A 26,151-nucleotide genomic window follows, 5' to 3' on the forward strand; every position below is an offset into this window, starting at 1 on the left:
CACGGGGCAAATCCCAAAGTCAGCTCGGGGAGTGAAAAATCACAATCGGCTTCTATAAAGGCTCGCAGTCAATGGCCATTATTCCCTGAAAAAAGCTGCAGATCGTGAAGGTTCCCTTCAACGCTTTTCATATTCATTTTACTTACTTTGCCAGTTTAACCGGAAATGCCGTATCCGTCAAGTTCGGATTAGACCCAAGCATCCGACCAAGATTGGATTTCCAGCATCACATTGTTCAAAGCTTTCCCTTTTTCGGACAATCCATACATCACTTTGATTGCCGCCGCAGGATTTTCGGTTCTTACGACAATTTTTTCATCTTCCAGCTCTTTTAAGCGTTCCACTAATACTCGATCACTGACATTAGGTATCTGCACGGCCAATTCCTTGAATCGTTTATCTCCGTCCATCAAGACTTCGATGATTAAGCCGGTCCATTTTTTCCCTAAAATAGAGAATGTTTTTTCAAACTTTGGACAAATACATTTTTTTACTTCCAGCATTTCATTCACAGCCTTCACCTCTTTGACCTATTATAAACACCCTCATTTCCCCTGTCAAAGGGAATGTGCCTTTTGTCACAAAATGTTTACAAAAAATAAGCATCCCGCTCCACAATCTGCACTACCTGAAGTACTTCCTCAGAAAAATGCTTGTGGCCGCCGCTTCCTTCCATCCGAAAAGGAAAAGAATCACGAATGATGTTGGTTAGGAATTCGGCAGCCCGCTTGCTCGCATACAAAAGTTCATGTCTGTTTTCTATAATAGGATAGGAATTTCACAAAGGCAATACTTTTTCACGTTTAATTGAAAAAATAGCGTTTTTTTCATGCATTTCTTCAGCCGACGAAGTGATAAAGCAGAATGCCTGCCGCGACTGCGACATTCAGAGACTCCGCTTCGCCGAAGATCGGGATATACAGATTCTGATCCGTTAATGCCAATATTTTTCCTGAAACGCCATTCCCTTCGTTACCGAGCACCAACGCTACCGCATCGGTCGGGAAAACGGTCCGGTAATCGACAGCCGCTTCGTTCAGTTCGGTTCCGTAGACCGGGATACCATTCTTCTTAAATTCAGGTATCATCTCTTGCAGATCACCACGATATACAGGCAGATGGAAGTGGCTCCCTTGCATGGAACGCAGCACTTTATCATTGTAAAGATCCACCGATCCCTCCCCTAAAATCACCCCGGCATACCCGGCAGCATCCGCCGTCCGGATGATGGTGCCGACATTCCCTGGATCCTGGACCTGGTCCAAAAGGATATATTTGCCCTTGTAATCCAAAATCGGAGCCGCTTCAGGAAACTGAACAATCGCGACGACTCCTTGCGGCGTTTCTGTCTGGGCCAGGCTGGCCAGGATTTCCTGGGAAACGATGATGATGTCCCTCTCACCAAGCGGCAGATCCGACTGTTGGTGAAAAGCTTCAGTCATCAAAACTTCCTGGATGCTTGCGTTTGCTTTGATGGCCTCTTTCAAAAGATGCGTCCCCTCGATCAGATAAGCGCCCGCCTCTTTCCGGCCTTTGGTGGTCTGCAGTTTTTTCCATTGTTTTACTTTTTGATTTTTCATCGATGCTATCTTTTCCATTTTGTAACTCCTCAGTTCAACATATCCCCTATTATAACGCATTATTACCCTTTTCGTTGCAAAAAAAAGAGAAGGGGTCAGAAAATCCTGATCGCTTCTCTATATTTTTATATGTCTTTTCGGATTCTTATCCGCCGATGTAGTTTACAGGGTTTACCACTGCGCCATTTTCTTGTACTTCAAAGTGCAAGTGGACGCCGGTCGAACTTCCTGTCGTACCCATCACGCCAACTTGTTGTCCTTGGCTGACAGTTTGACCTGGAGCCACCAACAAGCCCGGTTGCATGTGGGCATATAAAGTTTTAACGTTTACGCCATTGATTGTGCCGTGGTTGATGACAACATAATAGCCGTAACTTGCATGATAAGTAGCTGTCTCAACTGTTCCTGATTGCGCTGCAGAGATCGCTCCGCTGCCTGCGATATCAACGCCGCGATGGAATTCGATCGAGCCGCCGAATGGAGAAACGCGATTTCCGAAAGGAGAAGAGATGTAGCCGCTTGCCGGTCTCAAGAACCCGCTGGAATTCACTGAATAACTTGGTGTTGTCGTCGTTGTTGAGACAGATGCCGTCAGGTTATTTGCTGCAGCTGCTGCAGCTGCTTCCGCCGCTGCGATGGCTGCCGCTTCTGCCTCGGCAGCTGCGATGGCTTCAGCCGTGATACGGGCTTGTTCAGCCGCCATATCATTGCTGATTGTTTCTGTTTGTGCAGCTAAGTCAGCTCTGGTTGATTCCAAGCCATTTTTCTCGGCTTCAGTCAACTCGTAGTTCTCGATGACTTGCGCGATTTGGACGTCGATTTCAGCTTTTTGGGCTACGACATTATTTTTTGAAATCAGAATGTCTTGTCTCAATGCTTCAGCAGCAAGTTTTTCTTCTTCAACAGCCACTTTGCTGTCTTCGACTTTTTGCTGATCCGCTTCCTGTTGTTCCACGATGTCCTTGTTGGCAGTCACAATCTTTGAAACGACCGTGATTTTTCCGACTAAGTCAGAAAAATTCTCTGAAGACAACAGCATTGAAGCTATATCCGTAACACCCGCATCCGTTTGGATATAACGAGCCTGTGTATTTAATTTTTCGGTTCTCTGGTCGATGACCACTTGTAATGCTTCAATTTCAGCTTGCAATTCCAGAATTTTTGATTCGATATCAGCTAATTTTTGCTCTTGAGTCGCTAACCGATTCATCAATTCATCCAATTGCGATTGAAGTTCATTCACTTTTGTTTCCAAGTTTGCTTTTTCGGATTCCAAAGTATTCAATGAATTTGATTTTTCTTCAATCTGCGATTGAATCGTATTCGTTTCTAATTGCAAAGCATCTTTTTGTTGTTGTAATTCTTCCAATGTAGCCGCTTGAGCAGTAAATCCACCTGCAATCGGACTAAGCAATAAGATTGATGCGAACAACGCGATATGTTTTTTTCCCAATTATACTTCTCCTCCTGTTTCTTCTACGAGATGAAGTATATCAAAATTAAAATACTATTACATGATAGAAATATGACAATTGTGTTTCAATTTGTTACGGCAGCCGAAAATCCTGAAATGTTGTTCAAACTTGCACAATGCCTTCCGAAGGCAGCCATCATTTGATTGTTTGCGCTTGCAGCGATATACTTAACCTGTACCAAGCAGTGCCTCCGCCATCGCTCTTCAGGAAAGAAAGGAGCAAAAAGCATGAAAATCGATCAAAAAGATTTACACAAACCGGGTACGGATAATCTTCCTCCTGGCGTCTACAAAGAAGTTGGCCCTAGAGGGGGCAAAATCACCGGCAGCAAAGAAGTCCACATTGTCGAAGGGCACAGACTTCCGCCTACAAACAAAGCCGGAAACAAATGGATCAAAAAAGACTGATTATTCGCCTATCACTGATCACTTGAACAATTCAGGGCGGAGGAACCTTGGATTTCACTTCAGAAAAGGACCGTGCAGCTCGAGCCGCGCAGTCCTTTTCTTGTCTGCCGCATTATTTTGCCAACAGTTCTTTGATGATTTTGGAGACGAGTGCTTTGTCGGCTTTTCCGTCCAGCACTTGCATCGAAAATTTCATTGCATCCTTCAACGACATTTCGGCTACACCGTTTTCGGCCAAAAAGAAGCGGACTTCTCTTTCATCCATCATTTTGGGGACATATGCCTCCAAAATGGCCAATTTCTTTTGGTTCTCTTCAATCAGATCCGTGCGGTCGACTTGTTTCGCATAGTCAATGGCTTCGTTGTTTTTCTTTATGTCCTTCAGAAAAACATGGATTTCCTCCGCTTCGGTCATTTCGCGTTTGTTGTCGATCAAGAAAGAATCGTACTCGGTTTTGATGAGACGCAGGACATCTGCCTTCAATGTGTCTTTGTCTTTTCTTGCTTGGATGAAATCCTTGTTCACTTTTTCTTTCAATGTCATGATTACAGTTCTCCCTTCGATTCTTAGATATGACTGCCGCCTAATCAGCGATTCGCAGAAACGGCCAGTGTTCACCCTTCATTCTAAGGAAAAGCAGCGGGATTGGCAAATCTCTGCTACCCGTTCCGGATATTGGCTGGGAACACCCGGCTACTTGATTGCGGTCCTTGGATCCATTTTCATCGTCTGGACCATCTTTTATGCACCATGGGAAATTTCCAGAAGACGAACTATTTCGGGATAACGAATCGGACTTAGATGGATATATTCAAAAACAGGAATGCTGATCGAACAGCATTCCTGTTTTTTAGGCTAGGCAGCTATACAACTGCTTGTTTATTTCAGCAATTCGTACATGGCATCCGCGTAGATGGCTGTCGCGCGGAATAGATCATCCAGAGCCATGAATTCGTTCGCCTGGTGCATCGTATCGATGCTGTCCGGGAACATCGCGCCATAGGCAACGCCGCGTTCCAACAGTCGTCCGTAGGTTCCGCCGCCGATGGATTGTTCATGCCCTTTCAGGCCTGTATGTTTTTCGTAGACAGCCAACAACGTTTTGACCAATGGATCGTCAGCAGGGACGTAATGCGGCAATTTGCCGTGTCCGCCTTTTGCGATCGTCACGCCATAGGAAGCCAATGCCGCTTCCAACTTAATTTCAATGCCTTCTTCGGAAACGCCTTGCGGGTAACGGAAGTTCAAAGCCACTTCTCCGCCGGTTGTCGGTGTGAAGGTGAAAATGCCGGCATTCATAGTCAATTCGCCCATGACCGAATCCGTGTAAGCCAAGTTCAATTTCTTTGCATCATGCTGCAGGTGGATGCGGTCTGCGATCAATTCGAGGAACGTAGCCGCTTGTCCGCCAAAGTTGAATTTGTTCAGGAATGTGGCAAGATAAGTGCCCGCGTTCACGCCGGCAGCCGGATTCATGCCGTGAGCGGCTTTTCCGATCAATTCGACCGTTACTTGTTCGCCCTCCACAGAAATCGTTCCTTTGACCGGATTGTTTTCAAGGAAAGCAGCGAATGCCTGCTCGATTCTGTCGGCCTCTGGGCTGATGAATACGGCAGTCGCATCCTGAGGGACCATGTTTTCCCGCAGGCCTGCATCAAAACTCAATAGCTCGTTCTTGCCGCCTTTGTTATCGCCTCTGAATTGGACCATGAATGTCTGCATGCCTTTTTCACCATTGATGATCGGGAACTCAGCATCCGGAGAAAAACCGAAATCCGGAATCCGTTCGTTCTCAAGATAGTGATCCATGCATTTCCAGCCGCTCTCTTCATCCGTGCCGATGATGACACGGACCTTTTTGGTGATCGGCAGTTTCAGGTCGCGGATGATCTTCAATGCATAATAGGCAGCCATCGTAGGCCCCTTGTCATCGCTGGATCCACGGGCATAGATGCGGTCATCGATGATGACAGGCACGAAAGGATCTGTATCCCAGCCGGTTCCGGTAGGCACAACATCGACGTGGCCGAATACGCCCATCAATTCTTCGCCTTCGCCGAATTCGATATGTCCAGCCAGATTGCCGACATTTTTCGTGATGAAACCGTCGCGTTCGCCGATAGCCAAGAAGGCTTCCAGAGCTTCTTTAGGGCCTGGTCCGACCGGGGCATCTGGGGTTATTTTCGAATCGTCCCGCACACTGTCGATCCGCAATAAAGTGAATAAATCCTCCAGCAGTTCCGTTTTTCTGACTTCCACTTCTTTTTTCCAATTGATTTCCATACGCACACATCCTAACTTAAAATATCATGCTATCATCATATCATTTTTGGCAAAATAACCAAATAAAAGCTTGGTATTTAGGCCCAACAGCCCACAATTTCTTAGCCTTTTTTAATCGACTCCGGTAAATGTTCCCGCAATGCCGCAAGTTCCTCATCGCGCAATGGACGATAGTCCCCTTTTTCCAATTGCTTGTCCAAATGCAAGGATCCCATCGTCAGTCGTTTCAGGAAGGTGACCTCTTTTCCGCAGGCAAGCACCATCCGTTTCACTTGATGGAACTTCCCTTCTTTGATCGTGATCTCTACCTCTGAGCAATCCTTTACTTCATCATAGCGTAGGATCTCCAGTTTTGCCGGCAGGCAACGATAGCCATCTTCCAGAATGAGTCCTTCAGTAAAGGCTTTTTGGTCCTCTTCCGTCATCCGGCCGGCCACTTCCGCGAAGTAGATCTTATCCACATGCCGTTTAGGCGATAACAGGAAATGCGCCAATTGGCCATCGTTCGTCAACAGCAGCAGCCCCTCCGTATCTTTGTCCAGTCGGCCGACTGGAAAGAGTTCCTGCTGATGCAGTTCGAAAGCCAGCAGATCGATGACCGTCTTTTGGTGATTGTCCTCCGTCGCACTGAGGACGCCCTGCGGTTTGTTCATCATCAGGTAAATGTATTCCTGGTAGCTGACAGGTTCGCCATAAACAAGAATAGCGTCCTTTTCGCTGTCTACTTTGGCTTCGGCTTTCGTTTCAATTTTCCCATTGACCGTCACCAGTTTCTTTTTCAATAATACTTTGACTTCTTTTCTCGATCCGAATCCGGAATTCGACAGCAGTTTATCCAAACGCATATTTTTTCTCCCTTATAAACCAAAAAGCACCCACTAAGGCTGCTTTTCGATTTTGAATATTTTATTTGATGCGCATTTTTCTGCGCAGACCGTTCGCTTTTGCGCCCAAAATGTCATCAGTGATGCGCAATTTCAGGGTCAGGAACAAGTAGACGAAGCCTCCGACTGCCGCTACGATGGCGACTACCACAAGTGCCGTCAACTTGCGATCGATCGGAATGACCAGCATGCTGGCTTTCAAGGCGATGAACGCGCAGGCCGTCATGACCAAGGCGACGGCCAAAATTTTCCCGGTTTTCCGCAACGTGTCAACCAGCCCGAAATGGGTCAGGTGATAGATTTTCCAACCGCTCAACAGCACCGTCACGATGAATCCGATCGTCGTCGCAACCAATGCGCCTGCCGTATCGAACAAAGCCAACATCGGATACTGCATGACCACTTTAACCGCTAGTCCAACCAACAGATAGGAGATCATTGTCTTATGTCGGCTCAAAGACTGCAAAATCGATCCGAGAACCGTGAACAGTCCCAAAACGATGCTCATCAGAGCCGATACCGCCAATAGCGTAGGACCTACCGGATGAAGCGGATAGAACACGTTGTAGATCGGTTCTGAAACAATCATCATCCCCAATGATGCCGGAAGCATGATGAAAGCGAAAAGTTGGATGATCTCCCTCACCTGGCTCTGCAGCACACGGAAGTTTCCTTTCGTGAACTCGGCGGCAATCAGAGGCACAGCTGCTGTGGCCATCCCGACCGCCAAGGAAACGATGATCATGATCAGCTTGTCGGCGTTGAAACTGAACAGTCCGAAAAGATCCTCGATTTCTTTGCCGGAGTAGCTCGTCAGGTTCTCCATCATTGGTTTGAACGTCACTTGGTCAATCAGCTTGGCGAAAGTGATGCCTGAGCCGATCAGGATGAACGGGATCGATTCCTGCAGCATGCTCTTGATGGCCGCAGTGGTCTGGATGTTGCTGGAAGGTTCACTGTTGGCGATCAATGGCTGATATTCGGCCATTTTATTTTTGTAATAAAAAAGCAGGATGATGGTTGCAACGATTGCGCCCACAAACGCCGCAAAAGTGGAATGCGCAACAGCTGTGGCGATGCTGCCATCCAGAAGTTGCATCACAATGTAGGTGGCTCCCAAAAGGTACACTACCCTGCCGATTTGTTCGAACACTTGCGAAATGGCTGAAGGCACCATATCCTGATACCCCTGGAAAAAACCGCGCATCAAGCTCATGCCTGGTACCAGTAATAATGCTGGTGCCAGCGCCCGAATCACCAATGCTCCGTCTTCAGGTGAAGCGGCCGGGCTGTTCTCAGCGATCATTGGTGCCAACCCGTACATCAATGCGGCACTGACGGCGCCCGTCAAAATCATAAAGAACATACTCTTCTTGAAGATGTCGATCCCGGTGCGGTATTGATTTTTTGCATTGTATTGGGCCACCTGCTTGGACATCGCTGCTGGGAAGCCTGCTATCCCGATCGAAAGGAACAGCTGATAAGGTGTGTAGCCTATCGAATAAAGGGCATTGGCCGTATTGGCCGCATCCGTCGATCCCATCAAGGCATTCCATGGGATGATGTAAAGAGCGCCGATCAAACGGGAAAAAATGCTCCCGAAAGTCATCCAAAAAGTCCCCTGCACCATCTTATTGTTGGTTGTTTCGTTTTCTTCGTTGATTTTTCTATCTGTTGACATTTGCAACCTGCTTTCTTCCCGATGAATGAAAGATAATAATACCATCACTCAAGTATTTTACCAAAAATCCGGGCTTTTTCAATCTATAGCAGTCTTATTTTGCAAAATCCTAACAATTTCAGAATATTCCCTGACATTTCCAGGCTAAACGCCCTATTCCTTTGCATGCGTTTTCATACCATCACCTAAACGTTTATGGTAAAATGTAAGTGTGGAAAAAAACTGAGCCAATCCATTTTTTTGCCAAAATCACAATTCACAGGCACTTGGATTTCAACGCTGCCACGTCAACCGTGTCGCACAGGCTGCAATAGAAAAGAGGAATAAAAATGAACACCTCAAGAAAGGGGTTCAGACATTTATTCGGAGTCATCCTTTCGCTCCTGCTTTTCTTCACCTTTTCGGCAACGCCCGCTTTGGCTGCTACCTCGCAGATTATTTACCAAGGTTCTACATCCAATAAGGTTGTTGCCTTAACGTTTGATGATGGATCGGACGGATATTATATCCAATCAATTCTGAACACATTATCAGCCAATAATGTAAAAGCCACTTTCTTCCTCACTGGTCAAGGTGCTGAAAATCATCCACAGGCAATCAAGAACATTGTCGCAGCTGGCCATGACATCGGAAACCACTCCTATAATCATCCGGATTTCACAACCGTATCGACGACCGAGATGTCAAACCAACTCAACCGAACCGAAACAATCATCGCAAACCTCACCGGCAAGAGCACAAAACCATTCTTCCGCGCTCCTTTCGGATCCTATAACAGTACCGTCCTGCAAACTGTCGGAAACGCCGGCTATACTTACACATTCCAGTGGACTATCGACTCGCTCGACTGGACAGGCAATTCCGCCACTGACATCTACAACCGCGTCATCAACAACGTCGTGCCGGGAGCCATCGTATTGCTTCATGCCGGTTACGGCGCCAACGGGACGACTGCCGCATTGCCGAACATCATCAATCAGCTGCGTGCGATGGGCTACTCGTTCGTGACCCTTTCTCAGCTTATGAACACCACAAGCACGCCGGGAACAGGAACGAGCTACACAGTCCAAGCTGGTGACACGCTTTATGCGATCGCCTTGCGTTATGGCGTGACGGTCCAAGCGATCGTTAATGCAAATGGCATCACCAACGCCAACCTGATCCGGGTCGGACAAATTTTAACGATTCCAGGGACAGGCACACCGACTACTCCTACGACTCCTACAACGCCCACAACCGGCACGTCTTATACAGTCAAAGCTGGGGATACCCTGTATGCCATCGCCTTGCGGTATGGTGTGACGGTCCAAGCAATCGTTAATGCAAATGGCATCACCAACGCCAACCTTATCCGCGTCGGACAAGTGTTGACGATTCCGGGAACAAGCACGCCGACAACACCTACGACTCCTACAACGCCGACGACCGGAACAACTTACACAGTCAAAGCTGGGGATACCCTGTATGCCATCGCCTTGCGGTATGGCGTGACGGTCCAACAGATCGTTACCGCCAATAACATCGCAAACGCGAATCTGATCAGTATCGGCCAAGTATTGACGATACCTGGCACCGGAACGCCGACGACTCCTACGACTCCTACAACCGGAACGTCCTATACAGTCAAAGCCGGGGACACTTTATATGCGATTGCGCTTCGCTATGGCGTAAGCATCACGCAACTCGTGAACGCCAACGGCATTGCCAATCCAAACCTCATCCGTGTCGGGCAAGTGTTGATCATCCCTTAAGTATATCCGCAGAAGCCTATTTAAAAGAACACACATAATAAAGAGAACGCACACCCCGTCAGAGTTGGGGTGTGCGTTCTCTTTATTATTTCAGATTAATTCGCTACAATATTGACCAATCTACCTGGGATGGCGATGGTTTTTCTGACGGTTTTGCCTTCGATGCCTTCTTTGATGACACTGTTTTCCAATGCCAATGCGATCATGTCATCATTGGAAATATCAGAGGGAACCATTTCTTTGGTTTTTACTTTACCGTTGATTTGGAAAACGACTTCGATTTCGTCTTCGACAAGGAAAGATTCATCATAAGTTGGCCATGCAACGTAGGAAATGCCTTCCGGTTTGCCCAGTTTCACCCAAAGCTCTTCACCAAAGTGAGGCGCGACCGGCGCAAGCAATTGAACAAATCCAGTGACGTATTCGAACGGCAATGCATCCACTTTGTAGGCTTCATTGATGAAGATCATCATTTGCGAGATTGCTGTATTGAAATGCAGATTATCGTAATCCTCGGTTACCTTCTTGACTGTCTGATGGTAAACCTTGTCCAATTCATGCGTGTTGATGGTTGTGATGCGGTCCCGCATCTTATCATTTTCATCCAAAAGCAGACGCCAAATGCGATCCAAGAACTTACGGCTGCCTTCGATGCCGCCTTCACTCCATGTCGATGATGCATCCAACGGTCCCATGAACATTTCGTACATGCGGAGTGTATCTGCGCCATATCTTTCCACGATGTCATCCGGGTTGACGACATTCCCTTTGGATTTGGACATTTTTTCATTGTTTTCGCCCAAGATCATGCCTTGGTTGTACAATTTTTGGAACGGCTCTTTCGTCGGAACGATGCCAATATCGTAAAGGAATTTATGCCAGAAGCGCGCATACAGCAGATGAAGCACCGCATGTTCAGCACCCCCGATATAAAGATCGACGTTCTGCCAATAGTCCAGTCTTTCTTTTGAAGCAAGGTCGTTGCGGTTATGCGGATCCATGAAGCGCAGGAAGTACCATGAGCTGCCTGCCCATTGTGGCATTGTGTTGGTTTCGCGTCTGCCTTTCATGCCGGTAACAGGATCGACAACATTGACCCACTCAGCGATGACGGCAAGCGGGGATTCCCCAGTGCCGCTCGGTTTCACCTGATCGGTCTTCGGCAACAGCAACGGCAGTTCATTCTCAGGAACCGTTGTCGATGTGCCATCTTCCCAGTGGATGACTGGAATCGGTTCGCCCCAATATCTCTGTCTCGAGAACAACCAATCGCGCAGACGATAGGAAATAACTTTTTCGCCCAGTCCGTTTTCGGACAGCCATTCGTTCATTTTCGCGATCCCTGTCGCTTTATCCAAACCGTTCAGGAAATCGGAGTTGATGTGCAAGCCATCTTCCGTATAGGCTTCCACTTCGACGTTTCCGCCTTCAAGGACTGGGATGATTTCCAATTCGAATTTTTTGGCAAATTCATAGTCGCGGGTATCATGGGCAGGAACAGCCATGATGGCGCCGGTTCCGTATGTCGCCAAAACATAATCGGCGATCCAGATCGGGATTTCTTTGCCGTTCACCGGATTGATCGCATAAGCGCCAGTGAATACGCCGGACTTCTCTTTTGCAAGCTCCGTACGGTCAAGATCGCTCTTCAGTGAAATGGAATCGATGTAAGCTTCAACAGCTTCAGCTTGTTGCCCGGACATGATTTCCTTCACCAATGGCAATTCAGGCGCCATAACCGCATAGGTAGCACCGTACAACGTGTCCGGTCTGGTCGTGAAGACCGTGAAGTCTTTATCCGTATCTTTGATCTTGAAAGTGACGTTCGAACCTTCCGAACGTCCGATCCAGTTGCGTTGCATCTCTTTGATGCTTTCAGGCCAGTCCACCAATTCAAGATCATCCAGCAGGCGTTCTGCATAAGCAGTGATTTTCAGCATCCATTGTCTCATCGGTTTACGGTAGACCGGATGGCCGCCACGTTCACTGACGCCGTCGACGACTTCTTCATTGGCAAGTACGGTGCCAAGCGCCGGACACCAGTTGACGGAAACTTCCGCCTCATAGGCCAAACCTTGTTCGTACAATTTCGTGAAGATCCATTGCGTCCATTTGTAGTAGCTTGGATCCGTCGTATTGATTTCGCGGCTCCAGTCATAGCTGAATCCCAATGATTGGATCTGACGCTTGAAAGTTTTGATGTTAAGTTCGGTAAAATCAGCCGGATCGTTACCGGTATCCAATGCATATTGCTCAGCCGGCAATCCGAAAGCATCCCAACCCATCGGATGCAATACGTTAAAACCTTGTGCGCGTTTTGCGCGGGCAACGATATCCGTCGCCGTGTAGCCTTCCGGATGGCCTACATGCAAGCCTTGGCCGGATGGGTAAGGGAACATATCCAATACATAATATTTCGGCTTCCCGCCTTCTTCGGTCGTTTTGAAGGTGCGGTTGTCTGCCCAATATTTTTGCCATTTTTTCTCGATCGTTTTATGCGTATAACCCATTTCCAGCAACATCCTTTTCTTTTCATTCATCCAAACAGGCGATTGGCCATAAAAAAAGTCCTATAGGCAGCGCCCATCACTGGTTCTGCCTATAGGACGAGTTTTTCGTGGTACCACCTATATTGAATGTCTTTGCATTCCTTATCATGCCTGTAACGCAGCGATGCGGTCCCGCTTACTGATGCTTTCGGCGGAACAACTCAAAGGCGAGTTCAAAAGGCTCTTTGTGCATTTCCACCACCCATGCACTCTCTTCAAAAAAGCTGCTCTCTACTATTCCTTCTCTATGTCTGTTTCAGTTATGAATTGACTCATCTGCTATTTTAACAAATAAAACTCATTTCATCAAGACTTGATGCCTTCAATAGTCATTCGGCTGATGACTTAGAAAGTGATGACTTGGCCGACATAAATGACGTTGGACGTAATATCATTCGCTTCGATCAAAGCCGCTAAGCTAACGCCATTCTTCTTGGCAATGCTGTACAAAGTGTCGCCTTTTACGACGGTATACGAATTGGCTGATGCTGCAGGCGCACTAGTTGTTGGTGCCGTTGCCTGTGCAGAAGTTGTCGTTGCAGCCACTTTCAGCGATTGGCTCACAAAAATGATATCCGTGCTCAGACTGTTCCAAGTCTTCAAATCGGCAACCGAAACGCCATTTGCGGAGGCAATCTTATAGAGCGTATCCCCTTTTTGGACCGTGTACACTTTGTTCGTGGCAGTCGGAACAGAAGGTGTTGTTACAGCCGGCGTCGTTACGACTGTAGAAGTATTCCCGGTCGTTACCGCGGCCTTCACTTTCAACGATTGACCCGGATAAATATAATCGGAACTCAGGTTGTTCAATGCCTTCAATTCAGTTACCGCCAGGCCGTTTGCATTCGCGATTTTCCAGAGCGTATCGCCGGTCGCCACGGTGATCGTGCTCGTCGTGGTGGACGTTGTCGGCGCTGTTGTCGTCGGCTGGGTTACGGTTGGTGCAGTGACTGTCGTGCTCTTGAGCGTTAATACTTGCCCTGGCACAATGACATCAGAAGTCAGACTGTTCAGTGCTTTCAGTGCCGTTACGCTCAAACCGTTGGCGTTCGCGATTTTCCAAAGCGTATCGCCTGACGCTACCTTGATCGTACTTGCTGTCGACGGCGTAGTTGGTGTTGCTGGAGTAGTCGGTTGCGTCACACTCGGCGTTGTCGTAGTTTGTTTAAGCAACAACGTTTGGCCTGGAACGATGACGTCGCTCGTCAGCTTGTTCAGCGCCTTCAGTTCAGCTACACTCAATCCATTGGCGTTAGCGATTTTCCAAAGCGTGTCTCCCGATGCTACCGTTACGTTTCCGGTTGTTGTTCCCGGCGTCACCGTCGGGGTTGTCGGTGTGGTTGGCGTTACCGTAGCCGCACTCTTCAAGAGCAGTGTTTGCCCCGTCATAATTGCATCACTAGTCAGGTTGTTCAGCGTTTTTAATTCTGATACAGTCAAACCATTTGCGGTCGCAATCTTCCACAAAGTATCTCCGGACACAACGACGACACTGCTGCCAGTGGATGGAGTAGTTGTTGGTGTTGTCACGCCAGGCGTCACACTAGCGGTGCCATTGTCAGGCAGCACCAGACGGTCACCCACATAGATCATATTGGAATTCAATTTATTCAACGTCAACAAATCGACTAACGAAATACCATATTTTTTTGCGACAGCGTATAGCGTGTCACCGGATTGGACAACATGGACAGCATCCCCCGCTTGAACCGGAGTTTCTGGCGTTTCTGGCGTTGTCGGTGTTTCAGCTTCTTCGGTATCCTCTGTAGGTTCAGCGGGTGTCTCTTGTTCTGCAGTATCTTCGTCTGTATTCTCTGGAAGGTCCACAGTCGGCAGCTCAGGCGTTTCAGCCGGTGTTTCGAAATCGATATCGCCTGCATCCGGTTCTTCAACCTCTTCTTCAACGACGGGTTGATAGTTATCATATTGATCCAAGCCATACTGCGCAATGATCCTGTTCAGTTTGGTGCTGTAAGCCGTGTCCGTCGCATAGCGGCCGGTCAGGTAAGCCGTGGCGTCCTGATAAGTAGCTGCATTGCTCTTCCAAGCACCAGCATAATAAGTCGGATTCCAGCTGGTCCCGTTTGCCAGAAGAGCAGCATAATCCTGCAAAGATTCAGCGTAGGAAGGATATTTTCTGAATTCGGCGTTGATGGGATAGTAATTCTGTCCACCGCTGTCTTCCAAGGTTTCCATATTGATGGACTCCCCGTTGTATTCCCCTTTAATGCCGAACAGGTTGTAGTTGGGAGCCTTCGATAAAGTGCTTGTGCCCCAGCCACTTTCCAGAATGGCTTGGGCCATCATTACGGAGGCGTAAAGATCATTTTGCGCAGCGATCACTGTCGCTGACGGGATGATCTGATTCAAAAAGGGATTAGTGGAATATACTTGGGTATCCGTTGTTCTAAGCGTAGTCGACTCTGCTGCCAAAACCAGTTGGACTGGCTTCACGACAGTTGTCATAAAGAATGATGTACTCAAGACCGCTACGCTGCGTTTCAGTCTTTTATTCGTGGTGATAAAAGAATTGATCAGTTGTTCTTTTTTCTTTTGGTTGATGCGTTCATTTCTGGATAACACCAAAATATACCACTCCCTGTATCAAAAATACTGCCTATCTGGCAGTGAAAAACGTCTGAATTTATAAAAATAATGGAAGATAATTTAAATTTTTTTTAAGAAAATTATCCAACATGTCTATTATATGTTTCTTTCCCAAATTTTTGAATGGCTTTCATAACCATATTTAATATTTAACAATTGAAATAATTCTGTAACAATCCTTTCCATCACTTAAAAGTAAGCCCTTTCCATCTTTGGATTAACTTTAAAAATATAACACAAGCCGTCAAATAGTCTACTGACTGGACAAAAATCATGATAAAATGGTTGTTGAGGTGAAAGTATTGACAAATCAATTTTTATACAGTGACACAAATAAACGTTACCATACATGGAATTATCATCTGCAACAACACTTTGGTGAAAAGATATTCAAAGTCGCCATCGACGGCGGTTTTGATTGCCCGAATCGCGACGGCACCGTCGCACACGGCGGCTGCACCTTCTGCACCGTATCAGGATCCGGTGATTTCGCTCAAGACCGAGTCGATCCACTGCCTGTCCAATTACGCAAAGGCATCGACATGATGCACAAAAAATGGCCGAATGTGAAAAGCTATATCGCCTACTTCCAGAACTTCACCAATACGCACGCCCCGGTGGATATCCTGCGCCATCGCTATGAACAGGTCGTCAACGAAGACGGTGTGGTTGGCATCATGATCGCGACGCGTCCGGATTGCCTGCCACCAGAAACGATCGCGTATTTGGCGGAACTGAACAAACGCTATTATATTTGGGTGGAATTGGGACTTCAGACCATCCATGAGGAAACAAGCAAAATCATCAACCGCGCTCATTCTTATGATACCTACCTTAAAGCAGTCGAAGAACTGCGTGCGCATAATATACCGGTATGTACCCACCTGATCAATGGGCTTCCGGGAGAAACCCATGAAATGATGATGGAGAGCGTCAACCGCGTCATCCTGGATTCGGATATTCAAGGCATCAAGATCCATTTGCTCCATTTGATGAAAAACACCAAAATGCTTCGGGACTATCATCAAGGCAGGCTACGGTTGCTGGAGAAAGACGAATATGTTGAACTTGTCTGCGATCAGCTCGAAGTCATTCCGCAAGAAATCGTCATCCACCGCATCACGGGAGATGCTCCGCGTGACACCCTTGTCGGACCGATGTGGAGCCTCAAAAAGTGGGAAGTGCTGAACGCAATCGATCATGAGTTGGAACGACGCAATACTTATCAAGGGATCCACAGCATCAGGAATATGGTTGAGGAACATGTTGTTGCACCCAGTGGATTCCAGTCATAAATTTCTGAAGGAAAGCGTTCCGAAAATACAAATATAATGGATATAAGCACAAAAAAACTGCAAACAAGTTGCAGTTTTTTTGTGCTTACTATTATTTGTCAGCTTGGACATATGCTAGCAAAGCTTCTGTTTTATCCGTCTTCTCCCAAGTGAAGTCAGCATCTTCACGCCCAAAATGTCCGTAAGCCGCTGTCTTTTTAAAGATCGGGCGACGCAGATCCAACATTTTAATGATGCCTGCTGGTGTCAAGTTGAAGTTTTTGCGTACCGCTTCTATCAAAGTGGCTTCTGGATATTCGCCTGTACCGAACGTGTCGATCGCAATCGATACAGGTTCAGCCACGCCGATCGCATATGCCAATTGGATTTCGCATTTTGTCGCTAACCCAGCGGCAACAATGTTCTTCGCGATGTAACGGGCCGCATAACTTGCAGAACGGTCAACTTTTGTAGCATCCTTACCTGAGAAAGCACCGCCACCATGACGCGCATACCCACCATAAGTGTCAACGATGATTTTTCTTCCTGTCAGACCGGAATCACCTTTAGGTCCGCCGATAACGAAGCGTCCTGTAGGATTGATGAAGTATTTTGTGTCAGCATCCAATAATGAGTCGTCGATGACCGCATGGATGACATGCTCCAAAATATCTTTTTTCAATTGTTCCAACGTGACATTCTCATCATGTTGCGTGCTCAAAACGATTGTGTCCACACGTTTCGGTTTGCCGTTCTCATCGTATTCCACGGTAACTTGCGTTTTCCCGTCCGGTCTTAAGTATTCCAAAGTACCGTCTTTACGGACTTCAGATAGACGTTTCGCTAACTTATGACTAAGTGAAATAGGCAAAGGCATCAGTTCGTCCGTTTCGTTGATCGCAAAACCGAACATCAAACCTTGATCCCCTGCACCGATTTCATTGTAATCAGTAGTCACCAGCTCTCTACGTTCCAATGATTCGTTGACGCCGATTGCGATATCGTCGGATTGTTCATCCAATGATACCATCACAGCTAAATTATCCGCATCAAAACCAAATTTACCACGTGTATAACCAATTTCAGTTACAGTATCGCGGACAATCTGTTGGATGTTTACGTATGCGCTTGTCGTGATCTCACCAAAGACAACTACCAGTCCTGTAGTGACAATCGTTTCGCAAGCAACACGCGCATTTGGATCAGCAGCCAACAGTGTATCCAAAATTGCATCGCTGATCTGATCAGCAATTTTATCCGGATGACCTTCCGTTACTGACTCTGAAGTAAATAATCTTTTTTCTACCATTTTTCATTCCCCCATTTTTTGGTTACAAGGCGTCTTCACATATTGTGAATCCTATCGGGATATTGCAATTAGCCTCTGAAAAGCAACATACCTAATATACGCTATCATCGTCGAAAAAGCAACAAAAAATAAAAGAATTTCATCTTTGTGTCACGGATTATGCCCACAAAAATACGAATCGAGACTTTTACGGTTCGCTTTTGCCCCGTCAGCAGCTTGACATCGCAATGACGTTAACCTATGATGAATTTGCGCAATATGTATGAGTTGACACACTAATTGTACCCATTAATGAAGAAGGAAGAGATTATGCTGACAATCAAGAAACAATTCCTGCACCTGATGACCCACACCTTTTTGGCGATGCTGACAGCCCCTTTGACGCTGCTTCTTTTCGGAGCATGGAGAGGAATGACATTCAACGGACCCAACTTTCTGCTGCTTTTCATGCTTTATCTATTTCTGATGTTTACCCATGCCCTCGAAAGGCTCCTTTCAAAGAGTGAACAATCCGGCTCCAAACTTCCCTATAAAATGATTTTATTTTTCGGGATTCTCTCGATCGGAACATTGACCATCATTTTCTCTTTATCGAACCTGATCTTGGTTGCCATTCTTTTGCTGTACTTTGTTTATTCGATCTTACAATTTTATCCGTACAGTATGTCAAATACTTTTTACGAAATACTGCTGAGACCTTTCTTTAAGACACTGATTCTTTCATCTGTATCCTTCTTTTCTCAGGCAAACTTTATCCCACTTCAGCTGCAATACGAATTGCTTCCATTGGCCCTATTCCATATCTTTGGTTTGATACAAATTCAGGTCAAGAATACTGCGGGCAGCGATCGCCCAATGACTTATTATCAACAACTGCTTATGAAACACTCAAAATCTTTGAAGATGACTTCCTTCCTGCTTGCCTATGCGACAGCAATCTTTCAAATATTGAATCTCAGCAGCTCGCTATGGGCCATCAGCGTATTCGGATTGTCCGCTCTACTGGTCTTTCCTTTATTCAAAAGAAGATTTCATGGCACACTCAGAATTGAACAATATCTGGCCAACTACAGTTTTCTTTTCACGCTGGGCTATTCCTTACTATTTTTGGTCTAACAGAAACAGGCAGCTGCACCCGTCGAATTGACCGGTGCAACTGCCTGTTTACGTATAAGAAAAAAGCACTCAAAAGAGTGCTTTGCAGTGATGATCCGTACGGGAATCGAACCCGTGTTACCGCCGTGAAAGGGCGGTGTCTTAACCGCTTGACCAACGGACCATAGAAATAGTACAAATGGGCCTAAATGGACTCGAACCATCGACCTCACGCTTATCAGGCGTGCGCTCTAACCAGCTGAGCTATAGGCCCTTCAAAAGCGCATGATGCGAATTGGATTCGCAATAGCAGATCCTCATTCAACTGAAATCAGAATCAATTGCGGGGACAGGACTTGAACCTGTGACCTCCGGGTTATGAGCCCGGCGAGCTGCCAACTGCTCCACCCCGCGATAATTTTATTATGACCTAAGGGTCATGACAATGATCCGTACGGGAATCGAACCCGTGTTACCGCCGTGAAAGGGCGGTGTCTTAACCGCTGACCATGCTTTTATTCTTTTGATAAAGCTACGGAGAAGGAGGGATTTGAACCCTGCGCTCTAACCAGCTGAGCTATAGGCTCTAACCAGCTGAGCTATAGGCCCTTCTTAAAAAAAGCGGGTGAGGAGAATCGAACTCCCGACATCAGCTTGGAAGGCTGGGGTTTTACCACTAAACTACACCCGCATGGCGGCTCCGACGGGATTTGAACCCGCGATCTCCTGCGTGACAGGCAGGCATGTTGACCCCTACACCACGGAACCATGCGTTAAAAAGAAAAAAATTGCGGGGACAGGACTTGAACCTGTGACCTCCGGGTTATGAGCCCGGCGAGCTGCCAACTGCTCCACCCCGCGATAATAATAAGGAAAGACTGTGAGCTTACGCTCAAGTGTATCATGTCTGTACTGTCGCTAAAGCGCCAACACCCATGACAAAGGAGGATAAGGGATTCGAACCCTTGCGCGCTTTTACACGCCTGACGGTTTTCAAGACCGTTCCCTTCAGCCGGACTTGGGTAATCCTCCATAAGCTGATAATTTTTTTCATGGACCTTGCAGGACTCGAACCTGCGACCGGACGGTTATGAGCCGTCTGCTCTAACCAACTGAGCTAAAGGTCCGAAGCAAGGCATAATAGCGGCGAAGGGGGTCGAACCCATGACCTTCCGGGTATGAACCGGATGCTCTAGCCATCTGAGCTACACCGCCAAAAAAAAAAATGGAGCCTAGCGGGATCGAACCGCTGACCTCCTGCGTGCAAGGCAGGCGCTCTCCCAGCTGAGCTAAGGCCCCATAATTTCAGTGATCGGGAAGACAGGATTCGAACCTGCGACCCCTTGGTCCCAAACCAAGTGCTCTACCAAGCTGAGCTACTTCCCGTTGTATTTTATTAATGCACCCAACAGGAGTCGAACCTGTAACCGCTTGATTCGTAGTCAAGTACTCTATCCAATTGAGCTATGGGTGCCTAAATGCCGAGAATCGGAATCGAACCGATACGGTGATCACTCACCGCAGGATTTTAAGTCCTGTGCGTCTGCCAGTTCCGCCACCCCGGCATGTTACTGTTTGTTGCAATCATAAGGTCTGGCATAGTCCTTATGAAAGCGGAAGACGGGGTTCGAACCCGCGACCCCCACCTTGGCAAGGTGATGTTCTACCACTGAACTACTTCCGCGAATGGTGCCGGCTAAAGGATTCGAACCCTCGACCCTCTGATTACAAATCAGATGCTCTACCAACTGAGCTAAGCCGGCGTATTAAATTATGCGGGTGAAGGGACTTGAACCCCCACGCCTTGCGGCGCTAGATCCTAAATCTAGTGCGTCTGCCAATTCCGCCACACCCGCAAATGAGTTATGCAGGGCTCGAACCTGCGACCCTCTGATTAAAAGTCAGATGCTCTACCAACTGAGCTAATAACTCGTAAATGGAGGTTGACGGGATCGAACCGCCGACATTCTGCTTGTAAGGCAGACGCTCTCCCAGCTGAGCTAAACCTCCATGATATAAATGCGCGGCAACGTCCTACTCTCACAAAGGGAAACCCTTCACTACAATCGGCGCTAAGAAGCTTAACTTCTGTGTTCGAGATGGGAACAGGTGTGACCTTCTTGCCATCGTCACCGCACATTTTTCAAGAGAACGTTGTTCTCTCAAAACTGAATCTACAAAATTAAAGGGAACCCGAAAACACCGCTTGAGTTTTCTTCTTTTTAAAAATTGGTTAAGTCCTCGACCGATTAGTATTGGTCCGCTCCATACATCGCTGTACTTCCACTCCCAACCTATCTACCTGATCATCTCTCAGGGGTCTTACTCACTTAAAGTGATGGGAAATCTCATCTTGAGGGGGGCTTCACGCTTAGATGCTTTCAGCGTTTATCCCGTCCACACATAGCTACCCAGCGATGCTCTTGGCAGAACAACTGGTACACCAGCGGTGTGTCCATCCCGGTCCTCTCGTACTAAGGACAGCTCCTCTCAAATTTCCAACGCCCGCGACGGATAGGGACCGAACTGTCTCACGACGTTCTGAACCCAGCTCGCGTACCGCTTTAATGGGCGAACAGCCCAACCCTTGGGACCGACTACAGCCCCAGGATGCGATGAGCCGACATCGAGGTGCCAAACCTCCCCGTCGATGTGAACTCTTGGGGGAGATAAGCCTGTTATCCCCAGGGTAGCTTTTATCCGTTGAGCGATGGCCCTTCCATGCGGAACCACCGGATCACTAAGCCCGACTTTCGTCCCTGCTCGACTTGTAGGTCTCGCAGTCAAGCTCCCTTCTGCCTTTACACTCTACGAATGATTTCCAACCATTCTGAGGGAACCTTTGGGCGCCTCCGTTACATTTTTGGAGGCGACCGCCCCAGTCAAACTGCCCGTCTGACACTGTCTCCCTGCTCGCTAAGAGCAGCGGGTTAGAGTGGTCATATCACAAGGGTAGTATCCCACCGTTGCCTCCTCCGAGACTGGCGTCCCGGTATCATTGGCTCCTACCTATCCTGTACATGTGATACAAACACGCAATATCAAACTGCAGTAAAGCTCCATGGGGTCTTTCCGTCCTGTCGCGGGTAACCAGCATCTTCACTGGTACTATAATTTCACCGAGTCTCTCGTTGAGACAGTGCCCAAATCGTTACGCCTTTCGTGCGGGTCGGAACTTACCCGACAAGGAATTTCGCTACCTTAGGACCGTTATAGTTACGGCCGCCGTTTACTGGGGCTTCAATTCAAAGCTTCGCTTGCGCTAACCTCTCCTCTTAACCTTCCAGCACCGGGCAGGCGTCAGCCCCTATACGTCATCTTTCGATTTTGCAGAGACCTGTGTTTTTGATAAACAGTCGCTTGGGCCTATTCACTGCGGCTGACCTTGCGGTCAGCACCCCTTCTCCCGAAGTTACGGGGTCATTTTGCCGAGTTCCTTAACGAGAGTTCTCTCGCACACCTTAGGATTCTCTCCTCAACTACCTGTGTCGGTTTGCGGTACGGGCAGTTACTTTCTCACTAGAAGCTTTTCTTGGCAGTGTGACATCAGGAACTTCGCTACTAAATTTCGCTCCCCATCACAACTTGTCCTTGAGAGAAAAAGCATTTCACTCGTTCTCAGACTTGTTGCTTGGACACACATTTCCGATCGTGTGCATTCCTTAGCCTCCTGCGTCCCTCCATCGCTCAAACAAAAGCAACTGGTACAGGAATATCAACCTGTTGTCCATCGCCTACGCCTATCGGCCTCAGCTTAGGTCCCGACTAACCCTGGGAGGACGAGCCTTCCCCAGGAAACCTTAGTTATTCGGTGGACGGGATTCTCACCCGTCTTGCGCTACTCATACCGGCATTCTCACTTCTAAGCGCTCCACCAGTCCTCACGATCTGGCTTCGATGCCCTTAGAACGCTCTCCTACCACGGAACCCGAAGGTTCCATCCACAGCTTCGGTGATCTGTTTAGCCCCGGTAAATTTTCGGCGCAGGGTCACTCGACTAGTGAGCTATTACGCACTCTTTAAATGATGGCTGCTTCTGAGCCAACATCCTAGTTGTCTGTGCAACCCCACATCCTTTTCCACTTAACAGATACTTTGGGACCTTAGCTGGTGGTCTGGGCTGTTTCCCTTTTGACTACGGATCTTATCACTCGCAGTCTGACTCCCGGATCTAAATCAATGGCATTCGGAGTTTATCTGAATTCGGTAACCCGAGAAGGGCCCCTAGTCCAAACAGTGCTCTACCTCCATGATTCGCATATCCGAGGCTAGCCCTAAAGCTATTTCGGAGAGAACCAGCTATCTCCAAGTTCGATTGGAATTTCTCCGCTACCCACACCTCATCCCCGCACTTTTCAACGTGCGTGGGTTCGGTCCTCCAGTGCGTATTACCGCACCTTCAACCTGGACATGGGTAGGTCACTTGGTTTCGGGTCTACGACCTCATACTTATTCGCCCTATTCAGACTCGCTTTCGCTGCGGCTCCGTCTTTTCAACTTAACCTCGCATGAAATCGTAACTCGCCGGTCCATTCTACAAAAGGTACGCCATCACCCATTAACGGGCTTTGACTACTTGTAGGCACACGGTTTCAGGTACTGTTTCACTCCCCTTCCGGGGTGCTTTTCACCTTTCCCTCACGGTACTGGTTCACTATCGGTCACTAGGGAGTATTTAGCCTTGGGAGATGGTCCTCCCGGATTCCGACGGAATTTCTCGTGTTCCGCCGTACTCAGGATACTGGTAGAGCTGATTTGGATTTCGCATACGGGGCTATTACCCTATGTTGCGCAACTTTCCAGTTGGCTTCTGCTATCCATTGCAGTCTCATGTCCCAGTCCTACAACCCCAAAGAGCAAGCTCTTTGGTTTGGGCTTTTCCCGTTTCGCTCGCCGCTACTAAGGGAATCGAATTTTCTTTCTCTTCCTGCAGGTAATGAGATGTTTCAGTTCCCTGCGTGTTCCTCGATACACCTATGTATTCAGTGTAACGTAATATCCTATCAAAGATATTGGGTTGCCCCATTCGGAAATCTCCGGATCAAAGCTTACTTACAGCTCCCCGGAGCATATCGGTGTTAGTCCCGTCCTTCATCGGCTCCTAGTGCCTAGGCATCCACCGTGCGCCCTTATTCACTTAACCTATGGTTAAGCTCGCCATTGCTGGCTTGCTAACTTATTTCGTTAAAAACTCATTTAAGTTAACTTAAAACGCGGTAAAATGTTTAGGTTTCTTACTTTATTTTTGTAGTATTCAGTTTTCAAAGAACAAATTTTCTTGCTTGAGAGATTGATCTCTCAAAACTGAACAAAGAATGATTGAACCAAGCAAGGATTCCATTATATTCCTTAGAAAGGAGGTGATCCAGCCGCACCTTCCGATACGGCTACCTTGTTACGACTTCACCCCAATCATCTGTCCCACCTTAGGCGGCTGGCTCCAAAAAGGTTACCTCACCGACTTCGGGTGTTACAAACTCTCGTGGTGTGACGGGCGGTGTGTACAAGACCCGGGAACGTATTCACCGCGGCGTGCTGATCCGCGATTACTAGCGATTCCGGCTTCATGCAGGCGAGTTGCAGCCTGCAATCCGAACTGAGAATGGCTTTAAGAGATTCGCTTGACCTCGCGGTCTTGCTGCTCGTTGTACCATCCATTGTAGCACGTGTGTAGCCCAGGTCATAAGGGGCATGATGATTTGACGTCATCCCCACCTTCCTCCGGTTTGTCACCGGCAGTCTCATTAGAGTGCCCAACTGAATGCTGGCAACTAACAATAGGGGTTGCGCTCGTTGCGGGACTTAACCCAACATCTCACGACACGAGCTGACGACAACCATGCACCACCTGTCACTTTGTCCCCGAAGGGAAAGTCCTATCTCTAGGATTGTCAAAGGATGTCAAGACCTGGTAAGGTTCTTCGCGTTGCTTCGAATTAAACCACATGCTCCACCGCTTGTGCGGGTCCCCGTCAATTCCTTTGAGTTTCAGCCTTGCGGCCGTACTCCCCAGGCGGAGTGCTTAATGCGTTAGCTGCAGCACTGAAGGGTGGAAACCCTCCAACACTTAGCACTCATCGTTTACGGCGTGGACTACCAGGGTATCTAATCCTGTTTGCTCCCCACGCTTTCGAGCCTCAGCGTCAGTTACAGACCAGAGAGTCGCCTTCGCCACTGGTGTTCCTCCATATATCTACGCATTTCACCGCTACACATGGAATTCCACTCTCCTCTTCTGCACTCAAGTTCCCCAGTTTCCAATGACCTTCCACGGTTGAGCCGTGGGCTTTCACATCAGACTTAAGGAACCGCCTGCGCTCGCTTTACGCCCAATAAATCCGGACAACGCTTGCCACCTACGTATTACCGCGGCTGCTGGCACGTAGTTAGCCGTGGCTTTCTGGTCAGATACCGTCAAGGCTGGAGCAGTTACTCTCCAACTTGTTCTTCTCTGACAACAGAGTTTTACGATCCGAAAACCTTCTTCACTCACGCGGCGTTGCTCCGTCAGACTTTCGTCCATTGCGGAAGATTCCCTACTGCTGCCTCCCGTAGGAGTTTGGGCCGTGTCTCAGTCCCAATGTGGCCGATCACCCTCTCAGGTCGGCTACGTATCATCGTCTTGGTGAGCCATTACCTCACCAACTAACTAATACGCCGCGGGTCCATCCATAAGCGACAGCACAAAGGCCGTCTTTCCTTTCTCGATCATGCGATCAAGAAAACTATGCGGTATTAGCACCCGTTTCCGGATGTTATCCCCCTCTTATGGGCAGGTTACCCACGTGTTACTCACCCGTCCGCCACTATCTTCTCAGTGGAAGCAAGCTTCCATAGAAAAGACCGTTCGACTTGCATGTATTAGGCACGCCGCCAGCGTTCGTCCTGAGCCAGGATCAAACTCTCATGTAAATGTGGACTCTTGTACAGAAATCCTACATGTAAAAGCTGATAGCTCTTAATTTCTTGCTGACTTTATGTTTGCGATACTAAGTATCGTCTTCGTTTGCTTCGACCGAAGTCTAAGCTCCTTGCACATTTGGTTCGTTCATTCTTTATTCAGTTTTCAAAGGTCAATCGCGCATCACGTGTTACGTGATTGCTTATTTATATTATCACGGTCACCGCATCTTGTCAACAGTTTTTAAAATTATTTATTTAACTGTCGGCTGGATGAATCAGCAACTTTCATATGATAACATCGTTTTATCTTGCTGTCAACAATGATTTCCATTTTGCCGTCGCCTTACAAAAG

General features: G+C 47.7%; 14 protein-coding genes, 19 tRNA genes, 3 rRNA genes, 1 riboswitch and 1 other annotated feature. Of the genes, 4 read left to right on the forward strand and 32 right to left on the reverse strand.

Annotated features, from left to right (window positions below):
- Window positions 1-188: 188 nt before the first annotated feature.
- From ACKPBX_RS01550 to ACKPBX_RS01560, 3 genes are all read right to left on the reverse strand, one after another.
- Entirely contained in the window at window positions 189-503 is a 315-nt protein-coding gene (locus ACKPBX_RS01550) for a winged helix-turn-helix transcriptional regulator (protein WP_425445175.1), read from the reverse strand.
- A gap of 336 nt (window positions 504-839) precedes the next feature.
- Window positions 840-1,598, reverse strand: a complete 759-nt coding sequence (locus tag ACKPBX_RS01555) for a TrmH family RNA methyltransferase (RefSeq protein WP_086990232.1) — start codon at window positions 1,596-1,598, stop codon at window positions 840-842.
- A 127-nt stretch (window positions 1,599-1,725) separates the two neighbouring features.
- Window positions 1,726-3,033 (reverse strand): murein hydrolase activator EnvC family protein, encoded by a 1,308-nt coding sequence (locus ACKPBX_RS01560; RefSeq protein WP_319995807.1) that lies wholly within the window; start codon window positions 3,031-3,033, stop codon window positions 1,726-1,728.
- A 249-nt stretch (window positions 3,034-3,282) separates the two neighbouring features.
- Here ACKPBX_RS01560 and ACKPBX_RS01565 point away from each other — a divergent pair, with 249 nt between their 5' ends.
- The gene (locus ACKPBX_RS01565; RefSeq protein WP_086941280.1) at window positions 3,283-3,462 is read left to right on the forward strand and encodes a YjzC family protein; all 180 of its coding nucleotides are present in this window, start codon (window positions 3,283-3,285) and stop codon (window positions 3,460-3,462) included.
- Between the two features lie 112 nt (window positions 3,463-3,574).
- On the opposite strand, the gene ACKPBX_RS01570 is transcribed toward ACKPBX_RS01565, so the two are convergent.
- The 4 genes from ACKPBX_RS01570 to ACKPBX_RS01585 form a co-directional block, all read right to left on the reverse strand.
- Window positions 3,575-4,006 (reverse strand): GatB/YqeY domain-containing protein, encoded by a 432-nt coding sequence (locus tag ACKPBX_RS01570; RefSeq protein ID WP_086627714.1) that lies wholly within the window; start codon window positions 4,004-4,006, stop codon window positions 3,575-3,577.
- Between the two features lie 336 nt (window positions 4,007-4,342).
- Window positions 4,343-5,746 carry a dipeptidase PepV gene (gene pepV / locus ACKPBX_RS01575; RefSeq protein ID WP_319995808.1) on the reverse strand — a complete coding sequence of 468 codons (1,404 nt, stop codon included), beginning with the start codon at window positions 5,744-5,746 and terminating at the stop codon, window positions 4,343-4,345.
- A gap of 101 nt (window positions 5,747-5,847) precedes the next feature.
- Window positions 5,848-6,591: a pseudouridine synthase gene (locus ACKPBX_RS01580; RefSeq protein WP_319995809.1), complete on the reverse strand. Its 744-nt coding sequence runs from the start codon at window positions 6,589-6,591 to the stop codon at window positions 5,848-5,850.
- Window positions 6,592-6,652: 61 nt separating this feature from the next.
- Window positions 6,653-8,311 carry a putative polysaccharide biosynthesis protein gene (locus ACKPBX_RS01585; RefSeq protein WP_319995810.1) on the reverse strand — a complete coding sequence of 553 codons (1,659 nt, stop codon included), beginning with the start codon at window positions 8,309-8,311 and terminating at the stop codon, window positions 6,653-6,655.
- A gap of 329 nt (window positions 8,312-8,640) precedes the next feature.
- Here ACKPBX_RS01585 and ACKPBX_RS01590 point away from each other — a divergent pair, with 329 nt between their 5' ends.
- A complete protein-coding gene (locus ACKPBX_RS01590; protein WP_319995811.1) occupies window positions 8,641-10,062 on the forward strand; it encodes a LysM peptidoglycan-binding domain-containing protein in 1,422 nt (473 codons plus the stop codon).
- A 95-nt stretch (window positions 10,063-10,157) separates the two neighbouring features.
- Here ACKPBX_RS01590 and leuS read toward each other — a convergent pair whose 3' ends face one another.
- Entirely contained in the window at window positions 10,158-12,572 is a 2,415-nt protein-coding gene (gene leuS, locus ACKPBX_RS01595) for a leucine--tRNA ligase (protein ID WP_319995812.1), read from the reverse strand.
- Between the two features lie 89 nt (window positions 12,573-12,661).
- Window positions 12,662-12,868: a binding site (T-box leader), on the reverse strand.
- 88 nt (window positions 12,869-12,956) lie between these two features.
- The gene (locus ACKPBX_RS01600) at window positions 12,957-15,194 is read right to left on the reverse strand and encodes a LysM peptidoglycan-binding domain-containing protein (RefSeq protein WP_319996391.1); all 2,238 of its coding nucleotides are present in this window, start codon (window positions 15,192-15,194) and stop codon (window positions 12,957-12,959) included.
- 326 nt (window positions 15,195-15,520) lie between these two features.
- On the opposite strand from ACKPBX_RS01600, the gene mnmL reads away from it, so the two are divergent.
- Entirely contained in the window at window positions 15,521-16,513 is a 993-nt protein-coding gene (gene mnmL, locus ACKPBX_RS01605; RefSeq protein WP_233436852.1) for a tRNA modification radical SAM protein MnmL/YtqA, read from the forward strand.
- 91 nt (window positions 16,514-16,604) lie between these two features.
- Here the strand turns inward: mnmL and metK are convergent, their stop codons facing one another.
- Window positions 16,605-17,801 (reverse strand): methionine adenosyltransferase, encoded by a 1,197-nt coding sequence (metK, locus tag ACKPBX_RS01610; RefSeq protein WP_119093720.1) that lies wholly within the window; start codon window positions 17,799-17,801, stop codon window positions 16,605-16,607.
- Window positions 17,799-17,874: riboswitch (SMK box riboswitch) on the reverse strand. It overlaps the preceding gene by 3 nt.
- Window positions 17,875-18,110: 236 nt before the next feature.
- Between metK and ACKPBX_RS01615 the strand changes: the two genes are divergently transcribed.
- Window positions 18,111-18,917 (forward strand): hypothetical protein, encoded by an 807-nt coding sequence (locus ACKPBX_RS01615; RefSeq protein ID WP_319995813.1) that lies wholly within the window; start codon window positions 18,111-18,113, stop codon window positions 18,915-18,917.
- A 91-nt stretch (window positions 18,918-19,008) separates the two neighbouring features.
- On the opposite strand, the gene ACKPBX_RS01620 is transcribed toward ACKPBX_RS01615, so the two are convergent.
- From ACKPBX_RS01620 to ACKPBX_RS01725, 22 genes are all read right to left on the reverse strand, one after another.
- Window positions 19,009-19,080, reverse strand: a tRNA-Glu gene (locus ACKPBX_RS01620).
- 16 nt (window positions 19,081-19,096) lie between these two features.
- Window positions 19,097-19,170, reverse strand: a tRNA-Ile gene (locus tag ACKPBX_RS01625).
- Between the two features lie 67 nt (window positions 19,171-19,237).
- Window positions 19,238-19,310 (reverse strand) — tRNA-Met (locus ACKPBX_RS01630).
- Window positions 19,311-19,345: 35 nt separating this feature from the next.
- Window positions 19,346-19,406 (reverse strand) — tRNA-Glu (locus tag ACKPBX_RS01635).
- A gap of 110 nt (window positions 19,407-19,516) precedes the next feature.
- Window positions 19,517-19,587: transfer RNA gene (locus tag ACKPBX_RS01640), tRNA-Gly, on the reverse strand.
- A gap of 1 nt (window position 19,588) precedes the next feature.
- Window positions 19,589-19,664: transfer RNA gene (locus ACKPBX_RS01645), tRNA-Asp, on the reverse strand.
- Between the two features lie 20 nt (window positions 19,665-19,684).
- Window positions 19,685-19,757, reverse strand: a tRNA-Met gene (locus ACKPBX_RS01650).
- A gap of 81 nt (window positions 19,758-19,838) precedes the next feature.
- Window positions 19,839-19,928, reverse strand: a tRNA-Ser gene (locus ACKPBX_RS01655).
- 21 nt (window positions 19,929-19,949) lie between these two features.
- Window positions 19,950-20,023: transfer RNA gene (locus ACKPBX_RS01660), tRNA-Ile, on the reverse strand.
- Window positions 20,024-20,037: 14 nt separating this feature from the next.
- A tRNA-Met gene (locus tag ACKPBX_RS01665) sits at window positions 20,038-20,111 on the reverse strand.
- A gap of 11 nt (window positions 20,112-20,122) precedes the next feature.
- Window positions 20,123-20,195, reverse strand: a tRNA-Ala gene (locus ACKPBX_RS01670).
- Between the two features lie 13 nt (window positions 20,196-20,208).
- Window positions 20,209-20,282, reverse strand: a tRNA-Pro gene (locus tag ACKPBX_RS01675).
- Window positions 20,283-20,296: 14 nt separating this feature from the next.
- Window positions 20,297-20,370: transfer RNA gene (locus ACKPBX_RS01680), tRNA-Arg, on the reverse strand.
- Between the two features lie 5 nt (window positions 20,371-20,375).
- Window positions 20,376-20,461, reverse strand: a tRNA-Leu gene (locus tag ACKPBX_RS01685).
- Window positions 20,462-20,508: 47 nt separating this feature from the next.
- Window positions 20,509-20,580, reverse strand: a tRNA-Gly gene (locus tag ACKPBX_RS01690).
- A gap of 3 nt (window positions 20,581-20,583) precedes the next feature.
- Window positions 20,584-20,659: transfer RNA gene (locus tag ACKPBX_RS01695), tRNA-Thr, on the reverse strand.
- An 11-nt stretch (window positions 20,660-20,670) separates the two neighbouring features.
- Window positions 20,671-20,752: transfer RNA gene (locus ACKPBX_RS01700), tRNA-Leu, on the reverse strand.
- A 3-nt stretch (window positions 20,753-20,755) separates the two neighbouring features.
- Window positions 20,756-20,828, reverse strand: a tRNA-Lys gene (locus ACKPBX_RS01705).
- A gap of 5 nt (window positions 20,829-20,833) precedes the next feature.
- Window positions 20,834-20,906, reverse strand: a tRNA-Val gene (locus ACKPBX_RS01710).
- A gap of 11 nt (window positions 20,907-20,917) precedes the next feature.
- Window positions 20,918-21,033: ribosomal RNA gene (gene rrf / locus ACKPBX_RS01715) — 5S ribosomal RNA — on the reverse strand.
- 92 nt (window positions 21,034-21,125) lie between these two features.
- Window positions 21,126-24,039 (reverse strand): 23S ribosomal RNA (locus ACKPBX_RS01720).
- A 210-nt stretch (window positions 24,040-24,249) separates the two neighbouring features.
- Window positions 24,250-25,808 (reverse strand): 16S ribosomal RNA (locus tag ACKPBX_RS01725).
- The 16S, 23S and 5S rRNA genes sit together here with 19 tRNA genes alongside, the layout of an rRNA operon.
- Between the last annotated feature and the right edge of the window lie 343 nt (window positions 25,809-26,151).

Origin of the sequence: Trichococcus shcherbakoviae, assembly GCF_963666195.1 — a bacterium.
Taxonomy (GTDB): domain Bacteria; phylum Bacillota; class Bacilli; order Lactobacillales; family Aerococcaceae; genus Trichococcus; species Trichococcus shcherbakoviae.